General features: G+C 62.2%; 16 protein-coding genes. 14 read left to right on the top strand and 2 right to left on the bottom strand.

Annotation, left to right across the window (positions count from 1 at the left end; genetic code table 11):
- Positions 1–3 precede the first annotated feature (3 nt).
- The 13 genes from CWO91_RS16460 to CWO91_RS16405 all read left to right on the top strand — a co-directional run bounded on the left by CWO91_RS16460 (position 4) and on the right by CWO91_RS16405 (position 14,687).
- Complete coding sequence (locus CWO91_RS16460) at positions 4–582, top strand: glycoside hydrolase family protein (protein ID WP_130214377.1); 579 nt, start codon at positions 4–6, stop codon at positions 580–582.
- A complete protein-coding gene (locus CWO91_RS16455; protein ID WP_130214376.1) occupies positions 582–908 on the top strand; it encodes a hypothetical protein in 327 nt (108 codons plus the stop codon). Before CWO91_RS16460 ends, CWO91_RS16455 begins: the two co-directional genes overlap by 1 nt.
- 128 nt (positions 909–1,036) lie before the next feature.
- Complete coding sequence (locus CWO91_RS16450; protein WP_130214375.1) at positions 1,037–1,303, top strand: hypothetical protein; 267 nt, start codon at positions 1,037–1,039, stop codon at positions 1,301–1,303.
- 11 nt (positions 1,304–1,314) lie between these two features.
- Complete coding sequence (locus CWO91_RS16445) at positions 1,315–1,503, top strand: hypothetical protein (protein ID WP_130214374.1); 189 nt, start codon at positions 1,315–1,317, stop codon at positions 1,501–1,503.
- A gap of 6 nt (positions 1,504–1,509) precedes the next feature.
- A complete protein-coding gene (locus CWO91_RS16440; RefSeq protein WP_130214373.1) occupies positions 1,510–3,294 on the top strand; it encodes a hypothetical protein in 1,785 nt (594 codons plus the stop codon).
- A complete protein-coding gene (locus CWO91_RS16435) occupies positions 3,294–4,244 on the top strand; it encodes a hypothetical protein (protein ID WP_130214372.1) in 951 nt (316 codons plus the stop codon). The genes CWO91_RS16440 and CWO91_RS16435 overlap by 1 nt, the downstream gene beginning before the upstream one ends.
- Before the next feature lie 5 nt (positions 4,245–4,249).
- Positions 4,250–4,669, top strand: a complete 420-nt coding sequence (locus tag CWO91_RS16430) for a GNAT family N-acetyltransferase (protein ID WP_130214371.1) — start codon at positions 4,250–4,252, stop codon at positions 4,667–4,669.
- Entirely contained in the window at positions 4,659–5,783 is a 1,125-nt protein-coding gene (locus CWO91_RS16425) for a hypothetical protein (RefSeq protein WP_130214370.1), read from the top strand. Before CWO91_RS16430 ends, CWO91_RS16425 begins: the two co-directional genes overlap by 11 nt.
- The gene (locus CWO91_RS16420; RefSeq protein ID WP_130214369.1) at positions 5,780–7,480 is read left to right on the top strand and encodes a hypothetical protein; all 1,701 of its coding nucleotides are present in this window, start codon (positions 5,780–5,782) and stop codon (positions 7,478–7,480) included. Before CWO91_RS16425 ends, CWO91_RS16420 begins: the two co-directional genes overlap by 4 nt.
- An 8-nt stretch (positions 7,481–7,488) precedes the next feature.
- Positions 7,489–13,773: a PLxRFG domain-containing protein gene (locus tag CWO91_RS16415; protein WP_130214368.1), complete on the top strand. Its 6,285-nt coding sequence runs from the start codon at positions 7,489–7,491 to the stop codon at positions 13,771–13,773.
- On the top strand, positions 13,770–14,249 hold the full coding sequence (locus CWO91_RS16410) for a hypothetical protein (protein ID WP_130214367.1): 480 nt from the start codon (positions 13,770–13,772) through the stop codon (positions 14,247–14,249). Before CWO91_RS16415 ends, CWO91_RS16410 begins: the two co-directional genes overlap by 4 nt.
- 7 nt (positions 14,250–14,256) lie before the next feature.
- Entirely contained in the window at positions 14,257–14,409 is a 153-nt protein-coding gene (locus CWO91_RS42995; protein WP_165405500.1) for a hypothetical protein, read from the top strand.
- A complete protein-coding gene (locus tag CWO91_RS16405; RefSeq protein ID WP_130214366.1) occupies positions 14,409–14,687 on the top strand; it encodes an HNH endonuclease in 279 nt (92 codons plus the stop codon). The genes CWO91_RS42995 and CWO91_RS16405 overlap by 1 nt, the downstream gene beginning before the upstream one ends.
- Here CWO91_RS16405 and CWO91_RS16400 read toward each other — a convergent pair.
- Positions 14,684–14,914 (bottom strand): hypothetical protein, encoded by a 231-nt coding sequence (locus CWO91_RS16400; RefSeq protein WP_130214365.1) that lies wholly within the window; start codon positions 14,912–14,914, stop codon positions 14,684–14,686. The genes CWO91_RS16405 and CWO91_RS16400 overlap by 4 nt on opposite strands.
- Positions 14,915–15,021: 107 nt before the next feature.
- Here CWO91_RS16400 and CWO91_RS16395 point away from each other — a divergent pair, with 107 nt between their 5' ends.
- Positions 15,022–16,380: a hypothetical protein gene (locus tag CWO91_RS16395; protein WP_130214364.1), complete on the top strand. Its 1,359-nt coding sequence runs from the start codon at positions 15,022–15,024 to the stop codon at positions 16,378–16,380.
- A gap of 93 nt (positions 16,381–16,473) precedes the next feature.
- On the opposite strand, the gene CWO91_RS16390 is transcribed toward CWO91_RS16395, so the two are convergent.
- Positions 16,474–16,800, bottom strand: a complete 327-nt coding sequence (locus CWO91_RS16390) for a hypothetical protein (RefSeq protein ID WP_130214363.1) — start codon at positions 16,798–16,800, stop codon at positions 16,474–16,476.
- Positions 16,801–16,948 lie beyond the last annotated feature (148 nt).

Here is a 16,948-nt window from a genome sequence, read left to right as displayed (position 1 = left end):
GCGGTGATCGCCGCCACCGTTGCCTTCACGCCGGGTTGGGAAGGCATGGACAAGGTTGCCCGCCGCGACATGATCGGCACCGGGCACCCCATCACTTACTGCTACGGACAGACGTCTGAATTCGGCCAAGTAAAAGTCGGCCAGCGCTTCACGAAGCAAGAGTGCGACGAAAAGCTCAAAGAGTCCCTGCCGAAGTATCTCGACCAGATTGGTCCGTGCGTGCATCGCCCCGTGCCAACCAAGGCGATGTCGGCCATCCTCGACGCCGCGTACAACGCCGGCGCAGCGCGCATTTGCCGCTCACCGATGGTCGCGAGGTTCAACGCCGGCGACGTCCGAGGTGGATGCGAGGCTTTCGACAAGTGGATCGTGCGGTCTGACGGTCAGGTGCGTACCGGCCTTGTGGCACGCCGTGCAGGCGAGAAGTATGGCGACTCCCGCAAGAGCGAGCGGGCGCTCTGCCTCGAGGGGCTGAGCCAGCCCAAGCGCGACTGGTACACCTATTCGCCGCTTCCGAAGGAAGAACCGAAACCGCCGAAGAGCTTTTGGCGTCGCGTGTGGGAGTGGCTATGGGCGCCCTAATGTATTGGCTTGCCGGCATTTGGCCGATCGTCGGGCACATCAGCTTCTGGGTAGCATCAATGGCCGCGTGCGGCGCGGTCGTTTGGTTTCGCCCCGCGCTTTGGAAACCGGCGGCGTGGGTCGCCGCGATCATCACTGCCGGCACGGTCTGCTATGCAATCGGAGTTTACGATGGCGAAAGACGAGTTCGCGCCCAATGGGACGCAGCTACAAAAGCGATCCTCTCGGAAGGCTTGCGCGCCCGTGCTGGCGCTGAGCGGGACATTGCTCGCAAGCCTTCTCGCTGGCTGCCAAACGACAAACCCGATCGGTATCGGCGCGACTGACGCCAAGACGGTCTGCGCCCCCTGGCGCCCGATCTACTACTCGCGGAACGACACTCAAGACACGCAGGTACAAGTGCGTGTCCACAATCGAACCGGGGAGCGTCTGCGCTGTCCGAATTGGAAATATTATGGCCCAGCTACCAGATGATCGCTTCACCAAGATCTTCTTCGGCGTGAGCACGTCGCTGATCGCCGCGGGTGTCATCGGCATCTTTTCGATGTCGACAACGCTTTCGCGGCTCGATGAGCGTGTCGCCAACTGGACCAAGACCGTTTCCGAGCGGCTCGATTACGCCACCGCGCGTATCGATCAGATCACCAGAGACCAGCGCGACGGCCAACGAGAGAATGAACGCCGCCTCGGATTGCTCGAGGGCCGCGCGCGATCGAACTAGGAGAACCATTTATGGCAGACGAGAAGGTTACCCAAAAGGTAACCGCCCCGGCCACGACACCTGCACCGAAGAAATTCGCGACCGTTGTCGAGGACGCGCCCAAGCCGAAGCCGCCGGCGCTCAACGAGAAGACCCGAGCCGAGCAAGCCGCCGGCCGTGCCGCACTCGCCGCATACGGCCCCGTACCCAACCAGGAGTAAGACGAAGTGGTCGCAGTCAAGGTCAGTGCATTCGGCGGAACTATTCCGGCTACGGATCGCCGCCTGCTGCCTGATCAGGCTGCGGCCGTTTCGCAAAACACCTGGCTCTATAGCGGCCAACTCGTGGGTATGGTCTCACCCAAGTTCGTGCGGAACATGACGAATGCGGGGTACGGTAAGGTCTATCGCATCCCGAACTCGTCGGTTCTTGATGCTGACCACATCCTCGACTCGACGTGGATGGAATTTCCGAACATTGACACTGACGTGGTGCGATCGCCGGTCGCCGGCGACTCGTTCAGTCGCTATTATTGGGCGACCCCTTCCGGTGCACCGCGTGTAAATTCTGCTGCGCGTATCCAAGGTGGTTTGGCTTCTTACATCCTCGGCGTGCCACAGCCTGGCGCAGCGCCTACGCTCGCGATCACTGGCGGATCGTCGACCACCACAGTCTCGCGCGCATACGTCGTGACCTGGGTAACTGCTTTCGGGGAGGAGGGGCCGCCGAGCGCGCCTGTGCTCGGCACTGGTAAGATCGATGCGACATGGACGCTGACCCTAACACCGCCGTCCGGACTCGACACCACAAACTACAACCTCTCCAAAGCTCGCGTGTACCGGACGGTAACATCGAGCACGGGCACCGCTACCTACTTCTTTGTCGCCGAGGTGGCTGCCTCGACGACGACCTACGCCGATACGGCTGCTGACGCGGTGGTGTCTGCCAACGATCAGCTACAAAGCACGGGCTGGACAGGCCCACCGAGCGACTTGCAAGGCATGATCACCATGCCGAACGGAATGATCGCTGGGTGGCGTGCGAACGAACTGTGGTTCTGCGAACCGTTCCGCCCGCATGCTTGGCCGACGTCGTACACCAACACAGTAGAATATCCGATCGTTGGCCTCGGTGTTATCAACCAGACTCTCGTGGTCTGCACGTCTGGTTATCCGATGGTCGCCACGGGTATCAACCCGAGCTCGATTACGTTGTCGAAACTGACAGCGTTCGAACCCTGCACGTCGCGCGGCTCGATCGTGTCTGCGCCCGAGGGTGTCTACTACTCTTCGCCGAACGGTCTCGTCCTTGTAGCCAACGGTGTCGCGTCGGTCGTGACCGACGGTCTGATCATGAAGGACGAGTGGAATCGGCTGAATAAGGTCTTTACTCTTCGCGCGACTCGTTTGGGCACTGCCTATTTTGCTTATGGATCACGGACTTCCGGGTTCGCGCAGACGGATGCCTTCAGCACTGACGTGTATCAGCCGGACGATTTTGCCGGCTCTTACAACGGGATGTTGATCGACCCAACCAACCAGCGAGTGGCTTTCAACACACTGCAGAGTACGTCGCCCACGACGAATGTGTTCCACGATCCTTGGTCGGGCGAAACGCTCATCATCCGTAACGATGCCCTGTACCGCATCGACATCGCGGACGAGATCAACGCGCGCGACGTACTGCTCTGGCGCAGCAAGGTGTTTCAGCCTACCGACCGAAAGAATTTCTCGGCGATGCGCGTCTATTTCGACGTACCACCCTGGGCACCAACCCAGAACCCGGTGCGCAACACAAGCGAGCCCCAAACGCTCGCCGCTGATCAATACGGCCTGGTGCGTCTCTATGCGGACGAGCGCCTGGTAATGACCCGCGAGCTGCGCACGTCCGGCGAGATCATGCGAATCCCGTCTGGGTTCAAAGCAGACTTCTGGCAGGTGGAATTCGAGGCGCGCGTGAAAATCGCATCATTCCAGATGGCGACCAGCGCGAAGGAGCTGTTGAAGGTCTGATGGCGCCGAAGTATCCCGCGATCCCTGATCCCACGAACGACCCGAACAGCTTGCGCGATGCGTTGCTCGCACTGAAGCAGGGTTTTGAGATCCTGTCTGGGCAGCGCGGAAATTCCGGCGTGTCGGCCGTTACGTCGGATGATCTAAGCTCGCAGAACTACCAAAGTGCGTCGGACGTCAGTACCGCAATCGCGGATGTCGGTCCAGTCGGGCAGTGCAGGTTCATCTACGTCAATGCAACGACGTGCAAGCTGATCCCGTTCAACGGCAACAAGATCAAGATCAACGGCGCGCTCTACTCTATCCCGTCCACCGGCATCACGGTCAGCAATTCACAATTCGGAGCCGCCGCAAACACGAAGATCTACTGGTACACCTCAGTCAGCGGCGGATCGGTCGTCGTCGGAGCCTTTGCGACGGGCCGCGCCACCGACACCACGGCCGGGAACGTCGGCGTCGAGATCATGAGCGGCGATCCCACTAAGACGCTTGTGGGGATGACGTATTCCAACGCGAGCGGACAGTTTCAGGATGACAACTCGAACCGGTTGGTGCGGTCTTGGTTCAACGATAGGGGCGTTCAGCTTTTCGGCTCATCATCAACAACCGTCAGCACGGGCAGTCTTTCTTGGGTCGAGCTTGATGCTGGCGTACGTATTAATGTGCTTGGTTGGGCTGGCGAGTCGTTCACCGCCACCTTTACAGCGTCGGGGGCGAATAATGGATTGGGGAATGTCGTTTACACGACGCCTTGGGTAGATGGCGGTCTGTTCGGCCTTTATGTCTTCTTCCATGAGGCGCAGGCTGGCTACTATCAAACGGTTACTGTGTCAGCAGGGTCGATATTTGGTACGGACACAGCTCGCACGTTGTCGATGGCAGGCCAAGTTAACAGCGGCATCGCAACGTGGACCAACAAGATCATCAGTGGCTCAACGCTAGGCCATTGAGACCAGTGATCATCTCCGGCAACATCTCCCACGCTAAAACGATCGCGAAAGAAGCTGGCGCATTTTTCAACCCAGAGTGTGATCACGTCATCTCGCGAGAGGAGGGCGGGCGGTTACTCGGCGGGGTAATCTTCACGGGCTTCACTGGTGCCTCAATAGGACTTCACGTTGCCGGGTTCGATCCAAACTGGATCAACCGGGACATGCTGTGGATCACGTTCAGCTATCCGTTCGAGCAGCTCGGCGTGAAGAAAATTACGGGCACGATACACAGCGGTAACCAAAAAGCGATCTTGTTCAACCGCAAACTTGGCTTCGTCGAAGAGGCGCGCATCGCGGAGATCTTCCCCGACGGCGACCTCGTCATCATGTCGATGCGCAAAGAAGACTGCCGCTGGCTGAAGCGAGGTAAACGTGGGAAGTAAGAACTCGGCTCCTCCGCCGCCTGATATGAGCGGCGTCGCGAACGCCTCCAAGGAAGCCGCCGAGCTCCAGTACAAGCTCGGTCAGGATCAGCTCGCTTGGGCGAAAGATCAGTATGCGGCAAACAAGGGCACGACCGATAAGGTCGTTGACTCACTGCTGGCTGGCCAGGACCAGACCCAACAGCAGGCGAAGGAGTACTACCAGCGCTACAAGGACGTCTACGAGCCGGCGCAGGATCGCTATCTTCAGGACGCCGAGAACTACGACACCCCGCAACGACGTGATCAGCAGATCGGTGCAGCGCAAGCTGCCGTCGGTCAGAACTTCGCCGCCGCACGCGACGCCGCCACTCGCCAGCTCGAGTCGTTCGGTGTCGACCCGTCGTCCACGCGCTACGCTGCCCTCGATATTGGTTCCCGCTCCGCAGAGGCCGCAGCGAAAGCTGCCGCAGGTACGCAGTCCGCGCTGAATACCGAAGCCACCGGCCTCGCCCTGCGCGGCAACGCCATCAACATGGGCAACGGTCTTCCGGCGCAGAGCAACGCGTCCTACGGCACGTCGGCCGGTACCGGTACCGGTGCGGTGAACAGCGGCAATTCGACGTTCGCAACCGGCGCCTCGGCAATGGGAACGCCCGGCTCGTATTTTGCCGGCGGCAACAGCGCGGTCGGAACGTGGGGCAACACGCTCAACCAGGGCTATCAGAACGAGCTCAATCAGTGGAAGGCGAACCAAAGCGCCTCCTCCGGTTGGGGTGCGGCGCTCGGTGGCATCGCTGGCCTCGGGCTCGGCGTCATGGGCATGGGCACCAACACGATCGGCGGAAAGCTGCTCGGCTTCGAGGAAGGTGGCGCGATCCCGATGGATGCGTCGCCTTCGCAAGGCGCTGTTACTGACGACGTTCCGGCACAGGTCAACGGCGGCCCCGAGATCCGCGTCAACGCAGGCGAGTTCGTCATGCCGCGCGACGTGACGTCGTGGCTCGGCGAGAAGCAGCTGCAAACGATGATTCAGAAGGCACGCCAGGAGAAGCAGGGCGCGCAGGCTAAGCCCGCGATCGGCCCCGCCCCGCAGCAGCGCGGTCCGGCAATTCCCATGGGAGCGGCAGCGTGAGCTTTGCGCAAGAGATCAAGGACTTTCTGAGCGCCGCCCAGTCAGGCCAGAAGCTGGTCTCCTCGATGGGAGACCAACAGTACAAGCGCGCGATGACGCGGTACCAGACCGCGCTGGCCGACAAGACCGTTCAGGACATGAACGACCCGCTCAAGGACGAGCAGGCGAAGGCGAACATCGAGGCGACCCGCGCCCGCACTGCCGCATCGCGTCAGTCGGCCGCGCTAATGGGCAAACGCGGCGCGATCTACGATGCGCAGCTGAAGGCGTACAACACGCCGCAAGAAGACCCGGTGGCGGCTTCGATTCCGGGTCCGGCCTCACGCCCCGGCCTCACGCCCGCGCCGGCGATTGGTGGCGACCAGCCGCCCGAGAGCACGCCGATGTACGCCGAAGGCGGCATGATCGACGAGGACTCCGATCCGGATGACGAAGACGACGTCGCAGCTCCCGCGATCGGCGCGCCCTCGACCGACATCTCGGCGCGTGCTCGCACGCCAATCAGCGTGGAGGCGGCTCACGATGCGACCGCTGCCGGCCTGAAGTATGGCGTGCAGGCGCTCGGTGCCCAAGGTGGCATCCCGTCGCCCGGCCGCCAGCAGCGCATGCAGGCGCTTTTCCGCGGCGCCGGCGCCGCTCCACTGGCCGACATGAACGCAATCTACAAGAAGATCGACCCCAACAACGAGATGGGCGAGAGCGAGCGTAACATGAGTGCGCTCAGCGCCGTGTACCAGTACAAGCTCCGCCAGGGTGATCCGCAGGGCGCCCAGCGCGCTGCATTCGCCATGCTGCAGCATTATCGTATGGCGTCGCAGCGCTATGCGGCGATCAGCGCCGCGGCCGCGGCCCACGGCGATATTGATGGCGCCGCCAAGGCCGCCATGAAGGCGTACGCGAACATTCCTGATGGCAAGGATCTAAAGGTCCAGAAGTCGCCGGACGGTCAGCTCAGCTTCACGGTCACCGGCCCTGACGGCAAAGTGATCCACCAGGGCATCGCATCGCCGCAGCAGCTCGGTGCGGCCGCGCTCGGCGTCGCCACCAAGGGCTTCGATCAGTTCCTCCTGGACGCGGCCGGACAGCGCGCGGCGAAGCAGCCCGCCGGTAGCGGCGCTCCGAAAGGCATGAAGGAGCCAGACAAGGAGAAGGCTCTGAGCGCGCTAGATGCGTCCTATGACAAGTCGTTCCCGGCCGTTGACGGCAAGCCTGCGATCGGCCCCGACGAGGAGCGTGCGATCAAGGGAAGCGCCTACCGGCTCTATCAGAGCAACCCCAACATCACGCATGATGAGGCGATCGACGCCGTGAGGCGGCTGATGTCGCCGAACGCCAAGAACCCGAAGGAAACCGGCTTTACGACGAAGAAGCTGGATGACGATCAGGGGTACGAGGTACGGATCGGGAAGGGCGCCCCCATCCGTATGAGCAATGATGATTTCGACGCGATGGCGACAGCCCGCGCCGAAAAGATGGCTGCGCTGAAGAAGACCAAAGAGGCCGAAGAAAAGAAGGGGCCTGGTGTGGTCAAGGAGGCGATCGGCGCGATCGGCGATGCCTACACGCGTATGCGCGACAAGAACGCGAAGGACATCAAGGACGCGAAGATCAGCGACGACATGGCCGCCGAGCGCGAGCGCTACGGCGACATCCGCAAAAACGCTGAACCTGACTACGCAATCCCTGTAACGCCGTAAGGTTATTGATGGCCGGCGAGTTCGAGTACGTCCCCGACCCAGTCGTAGAGAACAACGATAGCCCGACGCTTGGTGATTACGGCAAGACGGCCGTAGCGAGTGTTACCGGCGGCGTGCTTGCCCCGGCTGCTGCTGCTGCGCGTGCTGCCACGCAGGACAGCGAGACGAACACCGGCAAGTTTACCAACGAGATGGCGCGCATCCTGCAGCGCCACCTCAACATCGCAACCGACGAGCTGAACGAGTCCCGCACCGAGGAAGCCCGCAAGCGCGCGGAGGCCGCGGTTACGAGCTCCGATTTCTGGGAACACCCGGTCTCGGCCTCGATGCTGAAGGCGACCGGCATGTCCGGCCCGCTGGCTGCCGCGATCTTCTCCGGCGGCCCGGTTGGAGCAGCGCTCGCCAGCGGTGCGATGGCAACCGGCTCGTACCTGAACGAGATCGACAAGACCCTCGATGCAGCCAGCGACGCCGAGCTGCGCCAGAACAACTACTACGAGTCGCTGCGCTCGATGGGCATGGACGAGGGCGAAGCCCGGTCGATGCTCAAGAGCAAGATCGTCGCCAACAAGGACGTGCTCAATTTCGCCGTCGGCGCGATCGCCGGCGCGCTCGGTCCGGCCGGTAAGCTGGCCGCCGGTGTGGCTGGGAAGGGTGCGGTCGGTCTTGCTTCTCAGGAGGCCGGGGCGCTCGCGAGGGGTGCTATCGGAGCCGCTGAAGGCGCGGTCGGCGGAGCGGCCCAGGGTGGCGTGGAGAACGCGACCGTCCAGCAGTCGCAGATCGAAGCCGGCCTGAAAAAAGAATTCGACGACACTGCGCTCGTCAACGCGGTGCTAGAGCCTGCTTTGATCGGTGGTGTGACCGGCGGTATCGCCGGTGCCGCTGTGGGTGGTAAGAGCAAAGCCAAGGCCGAAGAGATCAAGGCGAGGAACGCGCCAGAGGAAGTACAGGAGCCGTCGCTCAATGAAGTCACAGCCCAGCCGCCAAAACAATCGGGGAGTGGAGTCGCAAACCCTCCCGTGGAAGCCGCGCCTGTCGGCAACCCAGACAGCGCACCAACGCGCTCTGAAACGGCGTATCCAAAAGCAGAAGCCGCAAAGGCAAAAGGGAAGGGCAAAGTAAAAGGCCCGACCGTTGAAACCGTCGAACCGTCCGCCCCCTCGATCGCCGAGGCCGCGGCGATCGCTGACCTTCAACAGCCGCGAGCCCCGGAAGCCCAAGCTCCCGAAGTACCTACGCCAGTTGCAGAAGCAGCCCAGCGAGTCGCACGACCCGCTCAGCCTGAGCAACCTCCGGTCCCCGCACCTGTAGTGGCTCCCGAACCCGCCGCGCCCCCCGAGGTCGCGGCAGCGTCTCGCCGTGTCGAACCCCAGATTACCCCCGAAGTAACCCAGCCTCAGGCAGCGCCGGACGTACGCGCACCCGAGGTACCTGCGCCCGCGCCTACCAGCCCGGTGCAGGTCGAGATCGCCCCCACGCCGCCCAAGGCCGCTGTCACGCCCGAGCCGGTGAAGCCGGTCGCGCCCGTTGAGGTGACGCCCGCTGAGCCGGTAAAGCGCCCTGGCCGCGTGCTCCAGGTCATCAAGGACAAAGCGGCCCAGGAAGCTGAGACGAAGGCCAACCGTGAGGCGTTCCGGAAGGCCAACAAGAACGCCAAGGAAGTCGTCGAGCTCGAGGCCAACCCCGAACCGGCACCAAAGGGTAAGAACTGGACGAAGGCCGAGAAGGAGGCCCGCGAGGCTTCCGCCGGCAACGCCAAGAAGATCTTCGACGAGCACGTTCCCGACGACGCTGAGATCCCAACGACGCCCCAGGCTCGCGAGGAGCTCCGCGCACGTCTCGGTAAGATGATCGAGGCGGCGGATGCTGCCGGCGTGAAGGTGCCCGCCAAGGTGGGCTACGAGGGCACGTCGGACCACGTCGTCTACATGCGCGCGGCGAAGGATCTCCATAAGAAGCTCGGCCAGAAGAGCTTCACCGGTGCCCGCCGCGACAAGCAGATCGCCGACTTCATGGTGGCCGAGCGCGCCGCCAAGAAGGGCGATTTCGGCGTGCTCCGCGAAACCCGCAAGGTCGAGGGTGATCTTGCGATGCGCCGCGAGCAGGGCGACGTCGAGGTGAAGGCCGCTGGCGGTACCGCCGGCGCCGAAGCAGAGGCCGAACCGGTCCACACCGCGGTGCCGAAATCAGCCCGTGGCGCGGTGCGCGACAGCGGATCAGAGAACAAGGCTGCGAGCCCCGGCAAGGTGCTGGAAGGCGACGCGAAGGCCAAAGCGATTGCCGAGCTCAATGCCCGTATGGCGAAGGGCAAGGTCGATCTCGCCGCCACGCGCACCGAGAAGCCGCCGGAAGCCACCAGCGCGAAGGTGGTCGACAAGGCCGCCGAGAAGACCAACACGTCCCCGACCGAGGCCCAGAAGGAAGCCGGCAATTACGCCAAGGCGACCGTGAAGTGGCACGGTATGGAGATTGCGATCGAGAACCCGAAGGGTTCGGTGCGCAAGGGCAAGGACGCGAACGGAAAAGAGTGGTCGGTCGAGATGCCCGACCACTACGGCTACGTGAAGCGTTCCGAGGGCGCCGACGGCGATCAGGTCGACGTCTACATGGGGCCGCATCCCGACAGCGACCATGTCTTCGTGATCCATCAGCAGGACTTCAACGGCAAGTTCGACGAGCACAAGGCGATGCTGGGCTACACCAGCAACGCTGATGCGCTCCAGGCTTATGATCGTGCGTTCTCGGACGGTCGTGGCTTCGAGCGCATCAAAGACATCGAGATCATGACGGCCCAGGAATTCAAGGACTGGGTACGCAGCGACAAGCCGAAGAAGGCCGCTAAGGCCGGCGAGGAAGTACTCAGCGAGGCGCTGACCGACACCGGCGTGCGCAACAAATTCAACAGCAAGAAAACCGTCCAGGCGCTGAAGACGCTCAAGGCGAAGGAAGCGCTTGAGGCTTTGGATTTGAGCCACCTCACCGGCGTGCCGAAGGCGATGGCGGATCTGATGCTGAACCGCCTCAAGGCGCTGGTCGGCGACGTTGATGTGCACATCGTCAACAAGGAGCAGATGGCGCAGGCGTCCGGCGACGTCGCAACCGCATTTGCTGACGATCCACTGAAGGGCGATCGCGGACTCCACAACATGCGCGTTGCCGACGGCAAGTCGGACGTGTTCATCCGCACCGACAATCTGGATAACCCGGAGCACACGGCACATGCGGTCATTCACGAGATCGTCCATGCGGCGACCTCGCGCGCGCTGTACGAAGACCCGAAGCTCGCGATGACCGTGAAGCAGATGATGACCGAGACCAAGGCGCATCTGCTCAAGCACAGCGGCAAAGAGCACTACGACGAACTCGCCGCGGCGACGAAGTACGCGTTCACGAACGTGCATGAGTTCGTGGCCGAGGCCATGTCGAACCCCAAGGTTCAGGACTTCCTCGCGACCGTCCCGATGTCGCGCGAGCTCGCGGCGGCGCTGCGCATCCCCGGCCAGAAGATGTCGCTGTGGGACGCGTTCGTGCATGTGGTCCGTAAGGCGCTCGAAAAGAGCATCGGTCGCGTACCGCAGGGCGAGCGGATGATCGAGGGCATCGTGCGCCTCGGTACGCAGTTCGAGCGAGCGCACCTTGACGTGCAGCGCCGCCGCACCGCCGGCGAACCGGTCCCGGTCAAGATTGCCGTGAACCCACACGCGCTCACCGAGCGCCTGATCGGCGAGGCGAGGGACACTGTCCAGAGGTGGGCCGAGGACCGCGCCAAGGTCCAGGATCAAGAGGGCAAGCCGTGGCTGCTCAAAGCTCGCACGATGGATCAGATCGCGCAGGCGGCGGAGCATTACTTCGGGGGTAACAACCCGGTCCGGAAGGTGGCGGACACCATCGAACAGATGCGCGTCAAGGCGCTAGCCAACTTGAAGAAGAGCGAGCCGATCGTCGACAAGCTGTACTCGCTGGAGAAGAAGTACAAAGCCCAAGTCGACTCCTCGGGTAAGTCCATGTGGGAGAAGTTCACAACTCTCGTGCATGACGAGACCATGGCTGGTGTGTTCGCCGATCGCGATCTGGCGTCGCAGGCGCATCTCGGTAAGGACGCCCTCAAGGGCAAATGGGCCAAGGCGCAGCATAGCGATCTTGCTTCTCGCTTCGCCGAGTTGCCCGAAGACCTCAAGGCCGCTCGTTCGGAAGCCATGCGCTTTTTCACCGCTCAGCAGAATGCGATGTCGCTGGGCATCATCAAGAACCGCGTGCTGAAGGCGCTAGGGGTCGACGATGACGCGCTGGCACGACGCATCCATGAGGATCGCACTACTGACGCTGATGCTGCTACTCTTGGCGAACAAACTCTGGAGCTCATTAAGGAAGCGAAAGAGCTCTCCAAGATCGAAGGGCCGTACTTCCCGCTGATGCGCCGCGGCAACCACGTCGTGCGCGCCACGTACGATGTGGCCGCTCCTCAGGGTGCGAAGAAGCTCTCCGACAACGAGTTCGAATTCGCCGGCAAGGACGCGCGCGACGAGGCGATCGCCTACGCCGAAAAGCAGGACACCCGGCCGGAGATCAAGAGCGTGTGGGTCGATCCGGCGACCGGCGAGACACACTATCCGGATGGCACGAAGGTCACCGCTAACGACGTGCAGTCCGAACAGCGCTTCCGCGTCGCGGTGCAGAGCCGCCATGTGGAGTTCTTCGAGACGGCTCGCGAAGCCCAGGCGGCCGCTTACGAGCTCGCTAAGCAGGGTCTCAAGGTCGACGGCGTTGAGGAGCGCCGCTTCGAGGGCGGCGAGAATCGCGACCTCCTGAGTCATCAGATGGCAACGCTTGTGGCCTCGCTGGAGAAGCGTAAGGGCTATCAGGACATGACCGCGGACCAGCGTCGCGAGCTCAAGGGCGCGCTGACGGAGGCGAGCATCCGCTTCCTCGGCTCCACTCGCATCCAGTCCAAGCGGCTTCCCCGCCGCTACGTGGAGGGTGCCAGCAACGACCTGACGCGCAACACGCTCGACTATGCGCAGTCGACGGCCGGTTACCTCGCGAAGTTGGAGCACCAGCCGCAGCTGGAAGCCGCCGTGAAGGAGATGCGCGACGCCGTCACGCAGGACAACTCCAAGAACAAATCTCTGGCGCGCTCGAGCATCGCCAACGAGATCGAAGAGCGCGTCGCCAAAGCCAATGTGTTCGACGAAGGCGGCGCCTGGAACAGCATCACCAAGCGGGTGATGACGCTCAGCTTCATGGACAAGCTGTTCTCGCCGGCGTTCAACATCATCAACTCGATGCAGCCGGCCATGGTGACCATGCCGACGCTGGCAGGGCGTTATGGCGTCGGGCGCAGCTTCGATGCGTTGTCTCGCGCTTACCGCGACGTGTCCGGCCTCGGACTGATCAAGGCAGGCGTCAAGGACACCATCGCAAAAGCGAAGGACGGGCAGGCGGAGACGACGGACCTTCTGAGCCAGATCAAGCGTGGCCTCTCTTCGAAGGAGCGCGCCATGCTGGACTACCTGGCCGAGCGCGGAAGCATTGATCCAGAAGCGGGTATGGAAGTGTCGCGCCTGATCAAGTCGCGCGCTGGCGCTCTGGGTCGGCTGGACTCGGGCCTCGGCTACATGGAGGGCATCGCCCGCCAGATGCCGGCATCGATCGAAATGATGAACCGCAGCGTTACTGCTTTGGCGACCTATCGCCTCGAGCTCGCGCGCGGCGCAGGCCATGAGAAGGCGATGGCGAAGGCTCAGGAGACCGTCAACAACACGCAGGGTCTCTATAGCGCCACAAACACCGCGCCGCTGTTCAACCACCCGGTCGCGAAGCTCTCGCTGCAGTTCAAGAAGTACGGTCAGATGATGTACCATCTGATCGGCAGCAACATCGGCAAGGCGCTCCGCAACGCCGAGCCGGGCGAGCGCGCGGAAGCGCTCAAGACCCTTGCTGGTCTGACCGCGACGCACGTCGCGATGGCTGGTGCGTTGGGCCTGCCGACCGAGCCGTTCAAGTACCTCCTCATGGGGGCGCAGGCGGCCGGTCTGACGTCGACGGGCTGGTCTGACGTCGAGGACAAGGTGCGCCAGACGGCTAGCAACTGGTTCGGCAAGACCGGCGGCGAGATCATCACGAAGGGCTTGCCGCGGGCGTTGGGCATCGACTTGAGCTCGCGCGTGGGCCTGGACTCGCTGAGCTCGTTCGGCGAGCCGCGCAGCAACAAAGAGGCCGACGTCAAGAAGTGGATGTTCGACACGGTCGCCGCGCGCCGGTCGCCCTCGTTGGCGACTGGGTCAAGGGCATGAACGAGCTCACCGCCGGTAACTTCACCAAAGCGGCCGAGCTCCTGGTGCCGATGAAGTTTGCCGCGGACAGCATTCGCGCCTACCGGCAGATGTCGGAAGGCAAGAAGGGCTCGACCGGCAAGGAGACGATGAGCCCGTATTCTGTGCGCGAGGCGGTGACGCGCGCGGCTGGCTTCACGCCGGCCCGTGAGGCGGAGCAGAGCGCTATGAACAGTGCGTTCTTCAGTGCTTCGCGCCAGGACAAGGACGAGCGCAGCAAGCTCATGTCGAGCTGGGCCTCCGCGAAACCATCAGACAAGCTGGACGCCTGGAAGAAGATTCAGAGCTTCAATAAGGGTAAGCCGCGCGATCAGCAGATCTCGATGCAGCAGCTCACCAGCTACGCCGACCGTCGCAAGAAGGAAGGTAACGCGATCACGACCACCCGTCGGGACAAAGACTTCCTCAAAACCGCACAGTCCACCTATAACCCCTGAGGTAACCATGGCGACGAAGAAGAGCAAACCAGTCAAATTCGGCGAGAAGACCAAAGACGGCGTGATCGGTCCGAAGAATCGACAGGACTACAGTAACAAGGGCAAGGCGAAGAGCATGCCGAAATTCTCGAAGGGCGGCATGATCAAGGGTAAGTGCTAATGGCGGCGAACGGACAGCGGCGCGACCCGAGCTCGCACCGCACGCCGGACCAGATTCGCAAGATGGATCGGGGCTACAATCACCGCCCCGAGATCATCAAGGATCGGTCACAGCGGAATCAAGCGCGGTCGGTTATGCGCAAGGAGCTCGGCGCCAAGGCGATCGCCGGCAAGGACATCGACCACAAGAAGATGGTCAAGGACGGCGGGAGCAACGCCCGCTCGAATCTCCGCGTGCGGAGTCAGCACGCCAACCGCGGCTGGAACAAGAAGCGCTAGTTGCAGCGCTCCTGCCAGAGCTTCATGAGGGGAGCCTGCGCGACGACTTTGACGTCGGCAGGTTGCTTCATGTCGCCGAGCTCTTTCGAATAAGCTCCGATCTCGTTGCAGACGTAATCTGGCCAGATCTTAGGCGCCCGATTCTGCGCCTTTGCCCATTCGAGCCCTCCCACGACGCCGAGTGCTGCCACGGCGAGAAACCCTAAAACCCCCAAACCGACTCTCATGCTTACCTCCCAGGGTAATGGGTAAGTAACATTAGGTGATCCGAGGGTGCAACTATCCCTTGCGCCTCGCGCGGTAGTTGAGTATCAGCCCCGTGGGGCTGGTACACATGAAACACAGGCATATTTTGCCCGCGGGCGTTTTGGGTGCGCTCGCGGTTTACTTTATGATCTGGCCGATCTGGCGCGCCCAGTTCCCTGTAGAAATATGGTTCACTGAGTCGTGGAACGCCTTCCACCAGGATGCCGCCGTTACCACTGGCGTGCCGCTTTACCCAGACGGGGACCAGCTCGTCGTTAACAACTACCCACCGCTCTCGTTCTTTGTAGTCGGTGGGTTGGGCAAGCTGTTCGGCGACAGCCTATTTGTCGGGCGCGCCTTATCGATCATCGGGCTTATTACTATCGCGGCAGAGATCACCCTGGCGGTCCGAATCTTGGCGGGCTCGCTGCTCGCGGGCGTGGTCGGCGCAGCGTGGTTCGTCGCCATCATGGCGCACAATGAGACGCGCTACGTCGGGGCGAACGACCCACAGATTGTCGGGCAGGCGATCATGGGCGCTGGCCTGGTGTGGTTCCTGGTCCGAGATAGGGCAGGGCGATCACCAGTCCTGCCGCTCGTTGTAATGGTCGTGGCGGGCTTCTGGAAACACAACATAATCGCCGTGCCGGTCACCGCGATCCTTTGGATGTGCTTGCGAGATTGGCGAGCGGCCGTCCGGCCAGTATCGATCAGCGCCGTTGTGACCGTCGTTGGACTCGGCGTGTGTGATCTGATGTTCGGACCTCCGTTCTTTGCCAACCTGCTGACCGCCCGCGCCTACTCAGTCGGCCACCTTATCAGTCAGATCGGGCACCTGCAGTGGGCGGCCCTGGCAGCGATCATCTGGGCCATATGGGCTTGGTTCGATCGAGCTGGTTATGCTGCACGGTTCACAGCTTTGCACGCCGCAGTTGGGTTGTTCTCTTGCTCGCTGCAGTGGTTCGGCGACGGTGTGTTTGGGAACGCCGAATTCGATTTGCTCATCGCGCTCGGCATTGGCGTGGGCTGCGCGTTTGCGCGAGCCAGCGTATCGCCAGTGGCGTCGATGATCGGCGCCAACCGAGCGCGCATAGTGTTGGTTGCGCTGCTAGCTTTGCGCCTGGTTGCGTCCGGCCGACAAGAGAGCGCGCTCGTGCTGTTCAGTCCTGAGTTCAGGGCACGCTATGAGGCTTCAGCCGACGCCATGACCGCCGCGGCGGCTAGGGTGTCGAAAATTCCTGGGCCTGTTTTCTGCAGGCAGAACAACCTTGTTTGCCGCGCGGCCGGCAAGGCGTTCGTAGTCGATGACTTCAAGACCGATCAGCTGCTGGCCACCGGAAAGGCCACCGAGGCCGACATAGCGGCCCTGTTGCGGGACCGCGGCATCACCGTGCTCGACAACTTGGTCCCGATCCAAGCCTCGGCCTCCAATAACTTCTACAGGTAACGTTCCTTAAACGTTCCGCGTAGGTTACATCAAAATTTCATCAAGGTATCAGCTTCGACGTTAGACTGATACAAAAACGGAACGGGGTGTTCGTCAGGCGGAACGCTTCAGCGTGACGCTCGGCCGCCTCGTCACCTGCAGCGTGGGCGTCACCATGATGCCTTGGTGCATGAGCCACGCCTGAGCGATCATCCATTTCGGGCGCAAATAATTGTCGGGCCAGCCGCTGGGGTTGTGGCGATAGACGTATTTGGCGCGTGTGTCATCGAACGGACACCCGGTCAGCGCCGCTGTGCTGACCAACAGATCCACGTACATCATCTGCACCGCCCAGCCCCAGGGTCCGATCGGCTTCGGCAGTTCTTTGTCGTAGAACGTCAGGTAGTCGTACCAGCTTGGAGCTTCGCCCGAATGCCTCATTGTCTGCACCACTACCCTCAAACCATATGGTAACGCTATGGTAACGCTACGCGGCGATTTTCTGCATTTGTTCGCAAATGTTCACGATCGTTCTTTTCTAAAAGGTCTTATGGTTCAATGACTTGGGTGGGAAACGCGAAAATACTGA

Origin of the sequence: Bradyrhizobium genosp. SA-3, from assembly GCF_004212635.1 — a bacterium.
Lineage (GTDB): Bacteria > Pseudomonadota > Alphaproteobacteria > Rhizobiales > Xanthobacteraceae > Bradyrhizobium.
Note: the sequence above shows the minus strand (reverse complement) of the source record. Positions and strands in the feature narration are given on the sequence as shown.